Here is a 14,649-nt window from a genome sequence, read left to right as displayed (position 1 = left end):
GAAAGACGTAGTGCTCAGGGCCGCTCTCCGCGCTTGACCTGCGGCTTCGGCAGCCGGAGCCGACGCATCTGGAGAGAGCGCATCAGGGCATAGGCGACCGCGCCCCGCCTGTTCTGGTCGGGGAAGCGCTCGGCCAGCCGCTTCTTCAGGCGGAAGCCCGAGAGGATCGAGTCCAGCACGATCAGCACGATCACGACGAGCCACAGCAGCAGCGCGATGCTCTGCAGCGAGCCCACCCGCACCATGCTCAGCACGAGGATGACCACGGCCATCGGCAGGAAGTACTCCGCGATGTTGAAGCGCGAGTCGATGAAGTCACGCGCGAACTTGCGGACCGGGCCCTTGTCACGGGCCGGGAGGTACCGCTCGTCGCCACTGGCCAGCGCTTGGCGCTGCCGGTCCATGGCTTGGCGGCGCTCCTCGCGCTGCCGCTTGGCGGCATCCTTGCGCGTCAGCGACGTGTTGGCGACGCTGCGGCGCTGGGACTGGGCCTCATTCCGCTTGGGAGTGGGCCTGCCCTTCGGGGCCTGCGGGTCACGGGTCTGCTTGGAGTCGGTCACCTGCGCCTTGTCGGCGGGGGCCTTCTCTTCCTTGGCACGGCTACGGAACACAAAACCCAAGGGTACGTGGTGCGGGGGCATGGACCCCAGCCCGGCCGGGAACGATCCGGCAACACCAGTCGTCTGTAAGGGGACAGAGGGGACGTTGCAGGCGGTTCACCCGGCGAACACCCTGGAGGCCACCGTCGGCAACCCCGGGGGCCACCTACTCCTCACGCCGGAGCAGGGCCGTCAGCAGTCGTCCTTGGGGATGAGCGCATCCGTCCCCGAACAGTGCGGTAATGGATGCAGGGCCCGTACTGTGGGTTCTGTTGCAGTCGCTGGAGCTGGAGTCCGTCAGAAGGGGGCGCGCGAAGCCCATGAGCGGTGTCATGAAGCGTATGGGGATGATCTTCCGCGCGAAGGCGAACAAGGCCCTTGACCGGGCCGAGGACCCGCGCGAGACCCTCGATTACTCGTACCAGAAGCAGCTGGAGCTGCTCCAGAAGGTGCGCCGCGGCGTCGCCGACGTGGCGACCTCGCGCAAGCGCCTGGAACTCCAGCTCAATCAGCTGCAGCAGCAGTCGACCAAGCTGGAGGACCAGGGCCGCAAGGCGCTCGCGCTGGGCCGTGAGGACCTGGCCCGCGAGGCGCTCTCCCGCCGCGCCGCGCTGCAGCAGCAGGTGACGGACCTCGAGACGCAGCACTCGACGCTCCAGGGCGAGGAGGAGAAGCTCACCCTGGCGGCCCAGCGCCTCCAGGCCAAGGTCGACGCCTTCCGTACGAAGAAGGAGACGATCAAGGCGACCTACACGGCGGCCCAGGCCCAGACCCGGATCGGCGAGGCCTTCTCCGGCATCTCGGAGGAGATGGGCGACGTCGGCCTGGCCATCCAGCGCGCCGAGGACAAGACCGCCCAGCTCCAGGCCCGCGCCGGCGCCCTCGACGAACTGATGGCCTCGGGCGCCCTCGACGACCCCACCGGCATGGCCAAGGACGACCTCACGGCCGAGCTGGACCGGCTCTCCGGTGGTACGGATGTAGAGCTGGAACTGCAGCGCATGAAGGCGGAGCTGGCCGGCGGCACGTCCTCGGGCCAGCAGGCCATCGAGGGCGGCACGGACCAGTCGCAGTCCCAGCAGCAGCCGCAGGACACCCCGCGCTTCGACAAGCAGTAATCAGCAGCAATCACCGGACCGCAGCCGGGGCCCACGCCGAGGAGGGCGACATGATCGTACGGATCATGGGGGAGGGGCAGGTGAGGCTGGCCGACAGCCACCTCACCGAGCTGAACAAACTGGACGACGAGCTTCTGGCCGAGGTGGAGAAGGGCGACGGCCCCGGCTTCCGCCGCACCCTCCAGGCACTCCTCACCAAGGTCCGCGACCTGGGCGAGCCCCTCCCGGACGACTCCCTGGAACCGTCGGAGCTCATCCTCCCCTCCGAGGACTCGACCTTGGAGGAAGTCCGGGACCTGCTGAGCAACGACGGCCTCATCCCGGGCTGACAGCTGCCATGCCGGGGCCCTTACGGGTGCCGTACCGGGGCCCTTACGGGGTCACGTCGACCGTGCGGGGGGTTACGCCGACACCTGTTCCGGCGCCGACGACTCCCCCGTACTGTTCAACCGTGAGCACCCTCGAACGCGCCCGCTGCCGGCTGAAAGCGCACCCCCTGGCGCTGGACGCGGCGCTGGCGGCGGGCGTGCTCGTCTGCATGGTGGCCGGTTCCTTCGTGGAGCCGCGCGGTGACAACGGCGTCAGCTGGAGCCTCCGCACCCCGGACCCCCTCAGCCTCGTCCTGATCACCCTCGGTGCCGTGGCCCTCGTCTTCCGCCGCAGCGCCCCCATGACGGTCCTCGCCCTCACCGGCACCTTCGCCCTCGTCGAGAGCGTCACCGGCGATCCCCGCGCCCCGGTCGCGATGTGCGCCGTCATCGCCCTCTACACCGTCGCCTCCGCCACCGACCGCCCCACCACCTTGCGTGCGGGCCTGCTCACCATGACCGTCCTGACCGGCGCGTCCATGCTCGCCGGCCCCCTCCCCTGGTACGCCCAGGAGAACCTCGCCATCTTCGCCTGGACCGGCATCGGCGCCACCGCCGGGGACGCCGTCCGCAGCCGCCGCGCCGTCGTCCAGGCCATCCGCGACCGCGCCGACCGCGCCGAACGCACCCGCGAGGAGGAGGCCCGCCGCCGGGTCGCCGAGGAACGCCTGCGCATCGCCCGCGACCTGCACGACGTCGTCGCCCACCACATCGCTCTGGTCAACGTCCAGGCCGGAGTCGCCGCCCACGTCATGGACAAGCGCCCCGACCAGGCCAAGGAAGCCCTCGCCCACGTACGCGAGGCCAGCCGCTCCGCGCTCAACGAACTGCGCGCCACCGTCGGCCTGCTCCGCCAGTCCGGCGACCCAGAGGCCCCCACCGAGCCCGCCCCCGGCCTCGACCGCCTGGACGAGCTCGCCGGCACCTTCCGCAGCGCCGGCCTCCAGGTCGAGGTGGCCCGCGCCGACCAGGACACCACCCTCCCCGCCGCCGTCGACCTGGCCGCCTACCGCGTCATCCAGGAAGCCCTCACCAACGTGCAGAAGCACGCGGGCTCCGAAGCCAAGGCCGAGGTCAGCGTCGTACGCGTGGGACCGCACATCGAGGTCACCGTCCTCGACAACGGCCGCCCCGCCGCGGTGCCGTCCGGGGCGGGCGGCACTCTCGACTCCGGCGGCGGCCACGGGCTGCTCGGCATGCGCGAGCGCGTCACCGCCCTGCGCGGCACCCTCACCACCGGTCCCCGGTACGGCGGTGGCTTCCGCGTCCATGCGATCCTGCCGGTCAAGACCCGCACAGCCGCCGCGGGAGAGCCGGGGGAGTCCGTATGACCATTCGTGTCCTGCTCGCCGACGACCAGGCGCTGCTCCGCAGCGCCTTCCGGGTACTCGTCGACTCCGAGCCCGACATGGAGGTGGTGGGGGAGGCGTCCGACGGCGCGGAGGCGGTCCGGCTGGCCAAGGAGGAACGCGCCGACGTCGTCCTGATGGACATCCGCATGCCCGGCACGGACGGCCTCGCGGCCACCCGCCTGATCAGCGCCGACCCGGCCCTGGACCAGGTCCGGGTGGTCATCCTGACGACCTTCGAGGTCGACGACTACGTCGTACAGTCGCTGCGCGCCGGCGCCTCCGGTTTCCTGGGCAAGGGCAGCGAGCCGGAGGAACTCCTCAACGCCATCCGGGTCGCGGCCGGCGGCGAGGCCCTGCTGTCCCCGGCCGCCACCAAGGGCCTGATCTCCCGCTTCCTCGCCCAGGGCGACGCGGCGGACGAGGCCGCCGACCCGGTCCGCTCCGAGCGGCTCGGGACGCTCACCGTGCGCGAGCGCGAGGTGCTCGTCCAGGTCGCCGGAGGCCACTCCAACGATGAGATCGCCGAACGCCTCGAGGTCAGCCCGCTCACGGTGAAGACGCACGTCAACCGGGCCATGGCCAAGCTCGGCGCCCGGGACCGGGCCCAGCTCGTCGTGATCGCGTACGAGTCCGGCCTGGTACGCCCGAGGGTGGACTGACCTCAACCCGGCCGTACTGCGCCGGGAGTATGCGCCGTATAAGGAAATGGACCTGGGGCTTAGGGATCGCCCCCTGGCGATGGCGCAGGGTGTAGGAGTGGGCGCTCACATGTGCATGTGCGTGCGTTCCATGACTTCTGCCGCTCCCAGAAGAGAGACCCGATCCATGTCCTGGCTGTCCAGGTTCAGCCTCGCGCAACGGGCCCTGATAGGCCTGATGTCCATCATCGCGATCGCCTTCGGCGCGATCGCGATCCCGCAGCTCAAGCAGCAACTCCTCCCCACCATCGAACTGCCCATGGTGTCGGTGCTGGCGCCCTACCAGGGAGCGTCCCCGGACGTCGTCGAGAAGCAGGTCGTCGAGCCGATCGAGGACACCCTCGACGCCGTCGACGGCATCTCCGGCGTCACCTCCACGGCCGGCGAGGGCAACGCCGTGATCGTGGCGTCCTTCGACTACGGCAACGACTCCAAGCAGCTCGTCGCCGACGTCCAGCAGGCCGTCAACCGGGCCCGGGCCCAGCTCCCGGACGACGTGGACCCGCAGGTCGTCGCCGGTTCGACGGACGACATGCCGACCGTCGTCCTCGCCGTCACCTCCGGCCAGGACCAGCAGGCCCTGGCCGACCAGCTCGACCGGACGGTCGTACCGGACCTGAAGGACATCGACGGCGTCGGCCAGGTCACCGTCAACGGCGTACGCGACCTCCAGGTCACCGTCACCCCCGACGACGCGAAGCTGGCGAAGGCGGGTCTGACCACGGCCGCCCTGGCCCAGGCCCTCCAGGCGGGCGGCGCGACCGTCCCGGCCGGTTCCTTCGACGAGTCCGGCAAGAACCGCACCGTCCAGGTCGGCGGCGGCTTCACCTCGCTGAAGCAGATCGAGGACCTGATGGTGACGGGCGGGAAGCGCCCGGTCAGTCTTGCCGACGTGGCGACGGTGAAGCAGCAGGAGGCCCCGGCCGATTCCATCACCCGCACGAACGGCAGGCCGAGCCTCGCCGTGATGGTCACCATGGACCACGACGGCAGCGCGGTCGCCATCTCGAACGCCGTCGACGACAAGCTGCCGGACATGCGCAAGGACCTGGGCTCCGGCGCGACGATCACCGTCGTCAGCGACCAGGGCCCCGCCGTGTCGAAGTCCATCAAGGGCCTGACCACGGAGGGCGGGCTGGGCCTGCTCTTCGCGGTCCTCGTCATCCTGGTCTTCCTGGCGTCGGTCCGCTCGACGCTGGTGACGGCGGTGAGCATCCCGCTGTCCGTGGTGCTGGCCCTGATCGTCCTGTGGACCAGGGACCTCTCCCTGAACATGCTGACGCTCGGCGCGCTGACGATCGCGATCGGCCGGGTGGTGGACGACTCGATCGTCGTCCTGGAGAACATCAAACGCCACCTCGGCTACGGCGAGGAGCGCCAGGCCGCGATCCTGAACGCGGTCCGCGAGGTGGCCGGCGCGGTCACCTCCTCGACCCTGACCACGGTCGCGGTCTTCCTCCCGATCGGCCTGGTCGGCGGCATGGTGGGCGCACTGTTCGGCTCGTTCAGCATCACGGTGACGGCGGCCCTGCTGGCCTCCCTCCTCGTCTCGCTGACGGTCGTCCCGGTCCTGTCGTACTGGTTCCTGCGCGCCCCCAAGGGCACCCCGGCGGACGCGGCGGAAGCCCGCCGCAAGGCGGAGGAGAAGGAGGCGAGCAGCCGCCTCCAGCGCGTCTACGTCCCCGTCCTGCGCTTCGCGACCCGCCGCCGCCTGACCAGCGTGGCGATAGCGGTGGTGGTCCTGATCGGCACCTTCGCCATGGCCCCGCTCCTGAAGACGAACTTCTTCGACCAGGGCGACCAGGAAGTCCTCACCGTCAAGCAGGAATTGGCGCCGGGCACGAGCCTGACGGCGACCGACGAGCAGGCGCAGAAGGTCGAGAAGCTGCTCGCCGGGGTGAAGGGCGTCAAGGACTACCAGGTCACCGTCGGCTCGTCCGGCTTCATGGCGGCCTTCGGCGGCAGCACCGACACCAACCAGGCGTCGTACCAGGTCATGTTGGACGACTCGGCGTCGTACGACGACGTGCAGAACCGCATCGAGGACGGTCTGAAGGCCCTGAAGGGCATCGGCACGACCACGGTCGCCGCCGGTGACGGCTTCGGCAACCAGGACCTGAGTGTGGTCGTCAAGGCGGCCGACGCGGACGTGCTGCGCAAGGCGGCGGGAGAGGTCCGCGACGCGGTGGCCGGTCTGGACGATGTCACGGACGTCACCAGCGATTTGGCGCAGAGCGTGCCGCGCATCTCGGTCAAGGCGAACCCGAAGGCCGCGACGGCGGGCTTCAACGACCAGACGCTGGGCGCGGCGGTGGCTCAGGCGGTACGGGGTACGACGGCCGCGAAGGCGATCGTCGACGACACCGAGCGCGACGTGGTCATCAAGTCGGCCAAGCCGGCCCAGACCCTGAAGCAGCTTCAGGAACTGCGCCTGGGCGCGGTGAAGCTGGGCGACATCGCGACGGTGAAGCTGGTGGACGGTCCGGTCTCGATGACCCGTATCGACGGCCAGCGAGCGGCGACCATCACCGCGAAGCCGACCGGCGACAACACGGGCGCGGTGAGCGCAGACCTCACCTCGAAGCTCGACTCCCTGAAGCTCCCGGCGGGCGCGACGGCGGAGATCGGCGGCGTCTCCCAGAACCAGGACGACGCGTTCAAGAACCTTGCCCTGGCGATGCTGGCGGCCATCGCGATCGTCTTCATGCTGCTGGTGGCGACGTTCCGCTCGCTGGCCCAGCCTCTGATCCTGCTGGTCTCCATCCCCTTCGCGGCAACGGGCGCGATCGGTCTCCTCCTGGCGACCGGTACCCCGATGGGCGTCCCCGCGATGATCGGCATGCTGATGCTGATCGGCATCGTGGTGACGAACGCGATTGTCCTGATCGACCTGATCAACCAGTACAGGCGACAGGGTTACGGCGTCGTCGAGGCCGTGGTGGAGGGTGGCCGCCACCGTCTCCGCCCGATCCTGATGACGGCGTTGGCGACGATCTTCGCGCTGCTGCCGATGGCGCTGGGCGTCACGGGCGAGGGTGGCTTCATCGCGCAGCCGCTGGCGGTGGTGGTGATCGGCGGTCTGATCACGTCCACGTTGCTGACGCTGCTGCTGGTCCCGACGCTGTACGCGATGCTGGAGCTCCGCAAGGAGCGCCGGGCGAAGAAGCGGGCGGCCAAGCGGGAGGCGAAGGTGGAGGTGCCGGAGCCGGTAGGGGTGTGACAGCGTGACGGCCGGGTCTCGAAGGAGGCCCGGCCGTCCTTGCTTTTATGCCTTCAGGGAGTGGACGAAAGCGTCCCAGGCGGAGGCGGGGACGACGAGTACGGGGCCGTGAGGGTTCTTGCTGTCGCGGACGGGGACGACGCCGGGGAAGTCCTCGGTGATCTCGACGCAATTACCCCCGTTGGCATTGCTGTAGCTGCTCCGGCGCCAATGGGCCGAGTTCAGCTCGGGGGTGTGTCGCATGGCTTGTAGTCCTCCATCGCCTGTCGGATCAGCTCCGCCGAGGCGGTCGGCGAGAGGGCGTTGGCGCGGAGCACTTCGTACCGCCGTCGCCATTTCTTCGCCGAGTCCCGGTCCTCGTAGAGGTGGCCGACCTCGATGCCCTCTTCGTAGGCCATGGTGGAGCCGTTGGGAAGGGTCAGCAGGGTCAGCGAGGCGCCCATCAGGTAGTGCGGACCGGCACTGAAGGGCATCACCTGGACCTTGCTGTCCGGAGTATCCACCTGGCCGAGCAGCGAGGCCAGTTGTTTGTGCATGCACTCCCTGCCGCCGAACGGCCGCCGGAGGACCGCCTCGTCGATGATCGCCCAGCGGAGCGGGGGCTGGGCCGCATGCAGCCGCTCCTGGCGGGACATACGGGCGTTGACGAGTTCCTCCACTTTCTCCCGGGCCAGCTCCTCCTGGAGGCTGAGCTGAGCGTCGGCGTACTCCTTGATCTGCAACAGCCCTGGGATGACCTGCGGTTCGTAGTTCTCGATGACCTCCGCCTGCGCCTCGAAGTCCATGAAGCGGCGGTACTGGTCCGGGTGGGCCTCGCGTTTGGCCAGTTCGTACAGCCCGTGGAAGTGCTTGTCCGTGCCGAACGCGGCGTCGAGCCGGTCCGGGAGGTCCGGCGGTGGCATCAACTCGGCCGTTTCGATGCGGGCGAGCGTGCTCTTGCTGGAGTTCACGATGCCGGCGAGCTGTACGAGTGACAGTCCCGCGGTCTCGCGGTGTCGGCGTTGCTCGGCGCCGAAGTAGTGGCGGGCTGACAGGTACGGGGTCAGCGTCTGCGGCCTGAACGTCATTGTCTCGCCTCTCTGTTGTCCCGCTCCTGATGTCGGGACGCGTCGTCCTTGTCGAGGGTCGTGTGCGCGGAGCGATGATTGCGTCGCACACAGTAATCATGCGGGTTCGAGTCCGCCCGAGGGGCTGTTTCGAAGAGAGAGGCGTCAGATGCTGCGCGACGGTACGGGTACTGCCCTCCGGTTACTTCCGTGGACCACGCCGGAGGGGCTGCCGTGCTACCTCAGCACGGATGATCCGAACAGCCGGCTGTCACGGCTGGCGGACGAGGTGGAGGCGGATCTGCTCGACTCCGCCGAGTCGGTCCTGTTCGCCGCGCGGGCGCTGCTCGACGAACCGGAGGCGCGCAGACGGGAGTTGCGGTTCGCGGGGGTTCGCATGGCCGAGGCGTTGGCGGACGCGTTGCGGATCGCGGGGAGTCGGGGGCACCGTTGGCCGGACCCGCTCCGTGACGACTGATCTGGGGTGGTCAGGAGTCGCGACGAGGGCTTTGGCCACGCGTTACAGGGCGATCAGCCCGGCTGCCGTCTCCTTGAAGCCACAGGCATCGAAGTAGAACGAACGCAGATGCTCTTCGAAGTCGACGTGAAGCCACTCGCACTTTGCGACACGGGCTTCTTCGGCGGCAGCGGCGACAAGGGCGGCGCCGACCCCTCTCGCTCGGCAATCGGGGGCGACCACCGTGTCCAGGATGAAGGCATGAGCTCCGCCGTCCCAGACAACGTTGACGGGTCTGAGCGACCCGGTGGCCGAAGCCGTCGGCGTGCAGCGCGTTGAGGGAGGCGTTGTCGAACTGGCCCCGCCACTCGTACGCAGAACGGTAGTGACAAGCCAACACCAAGATGCCCCTCCGGAAGGAAGGGGCATCTTGGTATCTCCTGGAAATCTGGGCCCTACGGCAGCGCCAGCATCCGCTCCAGCGCCAGCTTCGCGAACGCCTCGGTCTCCTTGTCGACCTCGATGCGGTTGACGAGGTTGCCCTCGGCCAGGGACTCCAGGGTCCACACCAGGTGGGGGAGGTCGATGCGGTTCATGGTCGAGCAGAAGCAGACCGTCTTGTCGAGGAAGACGATCTCCTTGCCCTCGGGTGCGAAACGGTTCGCCAGGCGGCGGACCAGGTTCAGTTCCGTGCCGATGGCCCACTTGGAGCCGGCCGGGGCGGCCTCCAGCGCCTTGATGATGTACTCGGTCGAACCGACGTAGTCCGCCGCGGCCACGACCTCGTGCTTGCACTCGGGGTGGACCAGGACGTTCACGCCCGGGATGCGCTCGCGCACGTCGTTCACCGAGTCCAGCGAGAAACGGCCGTGGACCGAGCAGTGGCCGCGCCACAGGATCATCTTCGCGTCACGCAGCTGCTCCGCCGTCAGGCCGCCGTTCGGCTTGTGCGGGTTGTAGAGCACGCAGTCCTCCAGCGACATGCCCATGTCGCGGACCGCGGTGTTGCGGCCGAGGTGCTGGTCGGGAAGGAAGAGAACCTTCTCGCCCTGCTCGAACGCCCAGTCCAGCGCCCTCTTGGCGTTCGACGAAGTGCAGATCGTGCCCCCGTGCTTGCCCGTGAACGCCTTGATGTCCGCGGACGAGTTCATGTACGAGACCGGGACGACCTGCTCGGCGATGCCGGCCTCGGTCAGCACGTCCCAGCACTCGGCGACCTGCTCGGCGGTCGCCATGTCGGCCATGGAGCAGCCGGCGGCGAGGTCGGGGAGGACGACCTTCTGGTCGTCGCCGGTCAGGATGTCCGCGGACTCCGCCATGAAGTGCACACCGCAGAACACGATGTACTCGGCCTCCGGGCGGGCGGCCGCGTCCCGGGCCAGCTTGAAGGAGTCGCCCGTGACGTCCGCGAACTGGATGACCTCGTCGCGCTGGTAGTGGTGGCCGAGCACGAAGACCTTGTCGCCGAGCTTTTCCTTGGCCGCGCGGGCGCGCTCGACCAGGTCCGGGTCGGACGGCGAGGGGAGGTCGCCGGGACACTCGACGCCGCGCTCGCTCTTCGGGTCGGCCTCACGGCCGAGGAGCAGCAGGGCGAGGGGCGTCGGCTGTACGTCGAGCTCCTGGGTCTGGGCGGTGGTCACGACACGCACCCTTTCTGTTCTGCGGCTCGCCGGCTCGGACATCGGGCCGGCGCTACTTTTCGTCGAAATGACGCTATCTATCATAACCGCTTCACGTCACTTTGACGATGGCCATAGTGTCGGTGTGACATGAATCCCGGTCAGCTGTTTTCCGCTTTCCGCCACGTGTGCGAGCATGAAGTGGGATCCGAAGGAAACAGAAGGAACCGAAGGAACCCGAAAGACACGCGCCCGGCCCGGAATGAATCCGCGGCCCCGCCGGTTGCAACCGTCGGCAAGCAGTCTCCGTACAACCCGGGAGAGATGTAGATGTCCGTATCGGACGAGACCACCACCGTCACCGACGGCATCATCCTGACCGACGCCGCCGCGTCCAAGGTCAAGGCCCTGCTCGACCAGGAAGGCCGCGAGGACCTCGCCCTGCGCGTCGCCGTTCAGCCCGGCGGCTGCTCCGGCCTGCGCTACCAGCTGTTCTTCGACGAGCGTTCCCTCGACGGTGACGTCGTCAAGGACTTCGGCGGCGTCAAGGTCGTCACCGACCGCATGAGCGCTCCGTACCTGGGCGGCGCGTCCATCGACTTCGTGGACACGATCGAGAAGCAGGGCTTCACGATCGACAACCCGAACGCGACGGGATCCTGCGCCTGCGGTGACTCCTTCAGCTAAGTCACTTGGCGACCTCAGCCAAGTCTGAGCAACGAGAAAGCGGCGGCCCCCTCCGGCGGGGCCGCCGCTTTCTCGTATCCGCAGTCCGCGTCACGCAACCACTACTGCGGCTGCGTCGACGCCCCCGGCAGCCGTGCCCCCGCCTTCTCCAGCGGGATCGCCTTGCCGTCCGACCCCACGACCTTCCGTCCGCCCAGCGGCTCGTCCAACAGCACCGTCTGGTGGAAGATCTCGGCGATCTTGATGCAGATCTTGTTCGGCCACGGCTTCGCGGTCACCGTCACCGTCACCTTGTCCGAGCTCTCGACCGCCGCCACCTTGTAGTCGGCGCACACCCCGCCCGTGTAGCTCACCGTGAGCTCCTTGCCGTCGGCCGTGTAGCCGTCCACCTTCACGTCGTACGACGTCGGCGCCGCGGTCGGCGCGGACGGGGTGGCCGACGCCGCCGGGGTCAGGTACTTCGGGTCCACCGCCGGATACGGCACCGTGAAGTCGTCCTGCGCGCCCGACCCCCGTGCCTCGAACAGCCAGGTCGGCACCAGGGCCTGCCGCCCGTTCGCCCCGCGCACCGCCAGCCCGAGCACCGCGTCCTCGATGGTGATCGTCTGCCGCCCGGCACCGGGCGACCCGGTCGACGACCCGCACGGCTGCTCCAGCCGGTCCTTCAGCGGTACGGGGCTGGCGCAGCCGCCGATGCCCATGCGGTGCTCGGTCCCGGGCGCCGCGTTCATCAGGTCCAGCGTCTTCCGCGCGCTCAGCACGGGATACGTGTCCCCCTTCACTGGCGTCTTCACCTGGCCGTTGCCGCCGACCACCTCGCCCTGCGCGCTCACGGTCAGCCCGGTCGTCAGGCCGTACGTGGGCAGCCCGCCGACCACCGGGTCGGCGTTCACCACCCGCTGGGCGCCCATGACCTGGCTCGCGTCGATCTTCGCGTCGTCCTGGTCCAGCGCCTTGAGGATCGGCGCGGCCGCCTTCTTCGCGGCCGCCTCGCTCACCGGGTCGGCGGCCGGGGCCCCGGGGTCCTGTGTGCAGACGGTGATGCTCTTGCAGTTGTCCGTGCCGGGCGCGTAACGGCTGAAGGTCCAGGTCCCCGGCGCCTCCTTGCTCACCTGGAGGCTCGGGCCCGCGCCGTCCTTGCCCGTCCCGACCTTCCAGACCTCTCCCCGCGCCACCGGCGTCCCGTCGACGCCGAGCGCCTCGGCCAGGCGGGCCACCTCGTCCTTGGTGACCTCGCCCTTCGCCCAGTACACCGGCGCCGAGCCGGGACCGTCGGGCAGCGTGCCCGCGGCCTGGTACGTCACGCCGTACGGATTCGGCTCGCCCGGCGCTATGCCGTTCGTGTCGCCGGTGCCGCCGCTGCCCGTACCGCCCTCGGAGTAACCGTCGAGGGCCAGCGGTGCGGGGGTGCCGTCGCCGGCGGGCGCCCTCGAGTCCGTACGGCCGCCGGAGCCGCCGGACGTGCTCGCGGCGAGGTACGCACCGCCGCCCCCGACGAGCAGCACGGCGGCGGCGACCGAGGCGACGACCAGGGGGGACCGCCGCCGGGACGCCGGACGCCCGGCGTGATCCTCGTCGGGGTGGGCCTTTACGGGACCCTGCTCGGCGTGGCCCTCCTCGGCGCGGGCCTCGGCGTGGGCCTCTTCGGGGTCCTCGGCGGGGTGGACGGCGGCGTTGCCCTCCTCGGCACGGGCCTCTTGGCGGCCCTCGTCGGCGCGGATCTCGGCGTCGCCCTCCGCGCCACCGACCTCCTCGCGGCCCTCCTCGGCCCCGACCTCCTCGGCCCCGACCTCCTCGGCCCCGACCTCCTCGGCCCCGACCTCCTCCTCACCGGCGGTCTCAGCGGTGCCCGGCTCGCGTGCGGCGTCGTCGTCGTTGGCGCCCGGCTCGCGTGCGGCGTCGTCGTTGTCGGGTCGCTCGGTGTTCACCGCATCGCTCCTTCAGCTGCTGTCCCTGTAACCAACCCTGACCCGGCCCTGTCAAAACGGCCTGCTGGAGGGTCGTATCCCGCATCCCCTATACGGGGGACAGCGATGGGACGCAGCGGGGGAGCGCACGGTTCCCTGGAACGAGCCGAGGGCGGATCCGGGCGCCGCTCAGTCCCCGTAGTCCGACATCGCGTCCAGCAGCCGCGCCGACTTCGACGGCACGGTCACGCCGTGGATGAGTGACGGGGACACCGGACGGGGAGTGGTCCGGTCGGGGGCCGCCCAGTGCGGAGCCATCCGGGCGCAGTCACCGCGCAGCGACGCGAGGTCGCCCTCGAGGTCGGCCGGGGCGGGGGCACAGCTCTTCAGGTTCGTCATGACGGCACCGTATGCGTGGGGGAGCCCGAGGAGAAAGATCTACTATTGGGTAGTTTCGGCTGCTTCAACGGTACCCCCGGACCGGGTAGCGTGAACTGTCAATGCCCCTCCCCCCAGGAGAGTCCACGCCGTGCGCATCGCAGTCACCGGCTCCATCGCCACCGACCACCTCATGACCTTCCCCGGCCGCTTCGCCGACCAGCTCGTCGCGGACCAGCTGCACACGGTCTCGCTCTCCTTCCTGGTCGACAACCTCGACGTACGCCGTGGGGGTGTCGGCGCGAACATCGCCTTCGGCATGGGACAGCTCGGTACGGAGCCGATCCTGGTCGGCGCCGCGGGCTCCGACTTCGAGGACTACCGCGCCTGGCTGGACCGGCACGGCGTCGACACCGACTCGGTGCGCATCTCCGAGACGCTGCACACCGCCCGCTTCGTGTGCACCACCGACGCCGACCACAACCAGATCGGCTCCTTCTACACCGGCGCGATGAGCGAGGCCCGCCTCATCGAGCTGAAGACCGTCGCCGACCGCGTCAGCGGCCTCGACCTGGTCCTGATCGGTGCCGACGACCCCGAGGCGATGCTCCGCCACACCGAGGAGTGCCGCTCCCGGTCCATCCCGTTCGCCGCCGACTTCTCCCAGCAGATCGCCCGGATGAACGGCGACGAGATCCGGATACTGCTGGAGGGCGCCACGTACCTCTTCTCGAACGAGTACGAGAAGGGCCTCATCGAGTCCAAGACCGGCTGGACGGACGAGGAGATCCTCGCCAAGGTCGGTCACCGCGTCACCACCCTCGGCTCGCGCGGCGTGCGCATCGAGCGGGTCGGCGAGGACCCGATCGAGGTCGGCTGCCCCGACGAGGAGCGCAAGGCCGACCCCACCGGCGTCGGCGACGCCTTCCGCGCCGGCTTCCTCTCCGGCCTGGCCTGGGGCGTCTCCCTGGAACGCGCCGCCCAGGTCGGCTGCATGCTCGCCACGCTCGTCATCGAGACGGTGGGCACCCAGGAGTACCAGCTGCGCCGCGGCCACTTCATGGAGCGCTTCACCAAGGCGTACGGCGACGAGGCCGCCGGCGAGGTCAAGGAGCACCTGGCCTAGCCAATGGCCTAGCCCATGGCCTGGCTACGGCCTGGTCATGGCCTGGCTACGGCCTGGTCATGGCCTCGGCACGG

The 14,649-nt window shown here is 69.6% G+C and carries 14 protein-coding genes and 1 pseudogene; 8 read left to right on the top strand and 7 right to left on the bottom strand.

All coding sequences use genetic code 11. The annotated features are described in order from the left end of the window. Nucleotides 1–14: 14 nt before the first annotated feature. Nucleotides 15–641 carry a DUF3043 domain-containing protein gene (locus tag ABT114_RS15740; RefSeq protein WP_351142735.1) on the bottom strand — a complete coding sequence of 209 codons (627 nt, stop codon included), beginning with the start codon at nt 639–641 and terminating at the stop codon, nt 15–17. A gap of 278 nt (nt 642–919) precedes the next feature. Here ABT114_RS15740 and ABT114_RS15735 point away from each other — a divergent pair, with 278 nt between their 5' ends. From ABT114_RS15735 to ABT114_RS15715, 5 genes are all read left to right on the top strand, one after another. After that, nucleotides 920–1,717 (top strand): PspA/IM30 family protein, encoded by a 798-nt coding sequence (locus ABT114_RS15735; protein WP_351142733.1) that lies wholly within the window; start codon nt 920–922, stop codon nt 1,715–1,717. 50 nt (nt 1,718–1,767) lie between these two features. Continuing rightward, a complete protein-coding gene (pspAA, locus tag ABT114_RS15730) occupies nt 1,768–2,046 on the top strand; it encodes a PspA-associated protein PspAA (RefSeq protein WP_351142731.1) in 279 nt (92 codons plus the stop codon). Between the two features lie 122 nt (nt 2,047–2,168). Next, nucleotides 2,169–3,416, top strand: coding sequence for a sensor histidine kinase (locus ABT114_RS15725; protein WP_351142729.1), 1,248 nt, complete (start codon nt 2,169–2,171; stop codon nt 3,414–3,416). Next, on the top strand, nt 3,413–4,096 hold the full coding sequence (locus tag ABT114_RS15720) for a response regulator (protein ID WP_351142727.1): 684 nt from the start codon (nt 3,413–3,415) through the stop codon (nt 4,094–4,096). The genes ABT114_RS15725 and ABT114_RS15720 overlap by 4 nt, the downstream gene beginning before the upstream one ends. 166 nt (nt 4,097–4,262) lie before the next feature. Beyond that, a complete protein-coding gene (locus tag ABT114_RS15715) occupies nt 4,263–7,355 on the top strand; it encodes an efflux RND transporter permease subunit (RefSeq protein WP_351142725.1) in 3,093 nt (1,030 codons plus the stop codon). Between the two features lie 45 nt (nt 7,356–7,400). Here the strand turns inward: ABT114_RS15715 and ABT114_RS15710 are convergent, their stop codons facing one another. Further along, nucleotides 7,401–7,598 (bottom strand): DUF397 domain-containing protein, encoded by a 198-nt coding sequence (locus ABT114_RS15710; RefSeq protein ID WP_351142723.1) that lies wholly within the window; start codon nt 7,596–7,598, stop codon nt 7,401–7,403. Beyond that, nucleotides 7,577–8,422, bottom strand: coding sequence for a helix-turn-helix domain-containing protein (locus tag ABT114_RS15705; RefSeq protein ID WP_351142721.1), 846 nt, complete (start codon nt 8,420–8,422; stop codon nt 7,577–7,579). The genes ABT114_RS15710 and ABT114_RS15705 overlap by 22 nt, the downstream gene beginning before the upstream one ends. A 148-nt stretch (nt 8,423–8,570) precedes the next feature. On the opposite strand from ABT114_RS15705, the gene ABT114_RS15700 reads away from it, so the two are divergent. Next, nucleotides 8,571–8,879: a hypothetical protein gene (locus tag ABT114_RS15700; protein ID WP_351142719.1), complete on the top strand. Its 309-nt coding sequence runs from the start codon at nt 8,571–8,573 to the stop codon at nt 8,877–8,879. 42 nt (nt 8,880–8,921) lie between these two features. Here ABT114_RS15700 and ABT114_RS15695 read toward each other — a convergent pair. Next, nucleotides 8,922–9,255, bottom strand: a pseudogene (locus ABT114_RS15695) (GNAT family N-acetyltransferase). Between the two features lie 58 nt (nt 9,256–9,313). After that, nucleotides 9,314–10,498 (bottom strand): quinolinate synthase NadA, encoded by a 1,185-nt coding sequence (gene nadA / locus ABT114_RS15690; protein ID WP_351142717.1) that lies wholly within the window; start codon nt 10,496–10,498, stop codon nt 9,314–9,316. A 309-nt stretch (nt 10,499–10,807) separates the two neighbouring features. Between nadA and ABT114_RS15685 the strand changes: the two genes are divergently transcribed. Further along, on the top strand, nt 10,808–11,164 hold the full coding sequence (locus ABT114_RS15685) for a HesB/IscA family protein (protein WP_351142715.1): 357 nt from the start codon (nt 10,808–10,810) through the stop codon (nt 11,162–11,164). A 101-nt stretch (nt 11,165–11,265) separates the two neighbouring features. On the opposite strand, the gene ABT114_RS15680 is transcribed toward ABT114_RS15685, so the two are convergent. Both ABT114_RS15680 and ABT114_RS15675 read right to left on the bottom strand, forming a co-directional pair. Then, nucleotides 11,266–13,092, bottom strand: a complete 1,827-nt coding sequence (locus ABT114_RS15680; protein WP_351142713.1) for a hypothetical protein — start codon at nt 13,090–13,092, stop codon at nt 11,266–11,268. Between the two features lie 168 nt (nt 13,093–13,260). Further along, nucleotides 13,261–13,470: a hypothetical protein gene (locus ABT114_RS15675; RefSeq protein WP_351142711.1), complete on the bottom strand. Its 210-nt coding sequence runs from the start codon at nt 13,468–13,470 to the stop codon at nt 13,261–13,263. A gap of 130 nt (nt 13,471–13,600) precedes the next feature. On the opposite strand from ABT114_RS15675, the gene ABT114_RS15670 reads away from it, so the two are divergent. Then, nucleotides 13,601–14,575: a carbohydrate kinase family protein gene (locus tag ABT114_RS15670; protein WP_351142709.1), complete on the top strand. Its 975-nt coding sequence runs from the start codon at nt 13,601–13,603 to the stop codon at nt 14,573–14,575. Nucleotides 14,576–14,649: the final 74 nt, after the last annotated feature.

The sequence above is a fragment of the Streptomyces sp. NPDC002088 genome, from assembly GCF_040296605.1.
In the GTDB taxonomy this organism is placed as follows: domain Bacteria; phylum Actinomycetota; class Actinomycetes; order Streptomycetales; family Streptomycetaceae; genus Streptomyces.
Note: the sequence above shows the minus strand (reverse complement) of the source record. Positions and strands in the feature narration are given on the sequence as shown.

Excerpts from the sequence above, each read along its gene's own strand:
- ABT114_RS15740 (WP_351142735.1), bottom strand. The coding sequence starts at position 641 with ATGCCCCCGCACCACGTACCCTTGGGTTTTGTGTTCCGTAGCCGTGCC.
- ABT114_RS15735 (WP_351142733.1), top strand. The coding sequence starts at position 920 with ATGAGCGGTGTCATGAAGCGTATGGGGATGATCTTCCGCGCGAAGGCG.
- pspAA (WP_351142731.1), top strand. The coding sequence starts at position 1,768 with ATGATCGTACGGATCATGGGGGAGGGGCAGGTGAGGCTGGCCGACAGC.
- ABT114_RS15720 (WP_351142727.1), top strand. The coding sequence starts at position 3,413 with ATGACCATTCGTGTCCTGCTCGCCGACGACCAGGCGCTGCTCCGCAGC.
- ABT114_RS15715 (WP_351142725.1), top strand. The coding sequence starts at position 4,263 with ATGTCCTGGCTGTCCAGGTTCAGCCTCGCGCAACGGGCCCTGATAGGC.
- ABT114_RS15710 (WP_351142723.1), bottom strand. The coding sequence starts at position 7,598 with ATGCGACACACCCCCGAGCTGAACTCGGCCCATTGGCGCCGGAGCAGC.
- ABT114_RS15705 (WP_351142721.1), bottom strand. The coding sequence starts at position 8,422 with ATGACGTTCAGGCCGCAGACGCTGACCCCGTACCTGTCAGCCCGCCAC.
- ABT114_RS15700 (WP_351142719.1), top strand. The coding sequence starts at position 8,571 with ATGCTGCGCGACGGTACGGGTACTGCCCTCCGGTTACTTCCGTGGACC.
- ABT114_RS15685 (WP_351142715.1), top strand. The coding sequence starts at position 10,808 with ATGTCCGTATCGGACGAGACCACCACCGTCACCGACGGCATCATCCTG.
- ABT114_RS15675 (WP_351142711.1), bottom strand. The coding sequence starts at position 13,470 with ATGACGAACCTGAAGAGCTGTGCCCCCGCCCCGGCCGACCTCGAGGGC.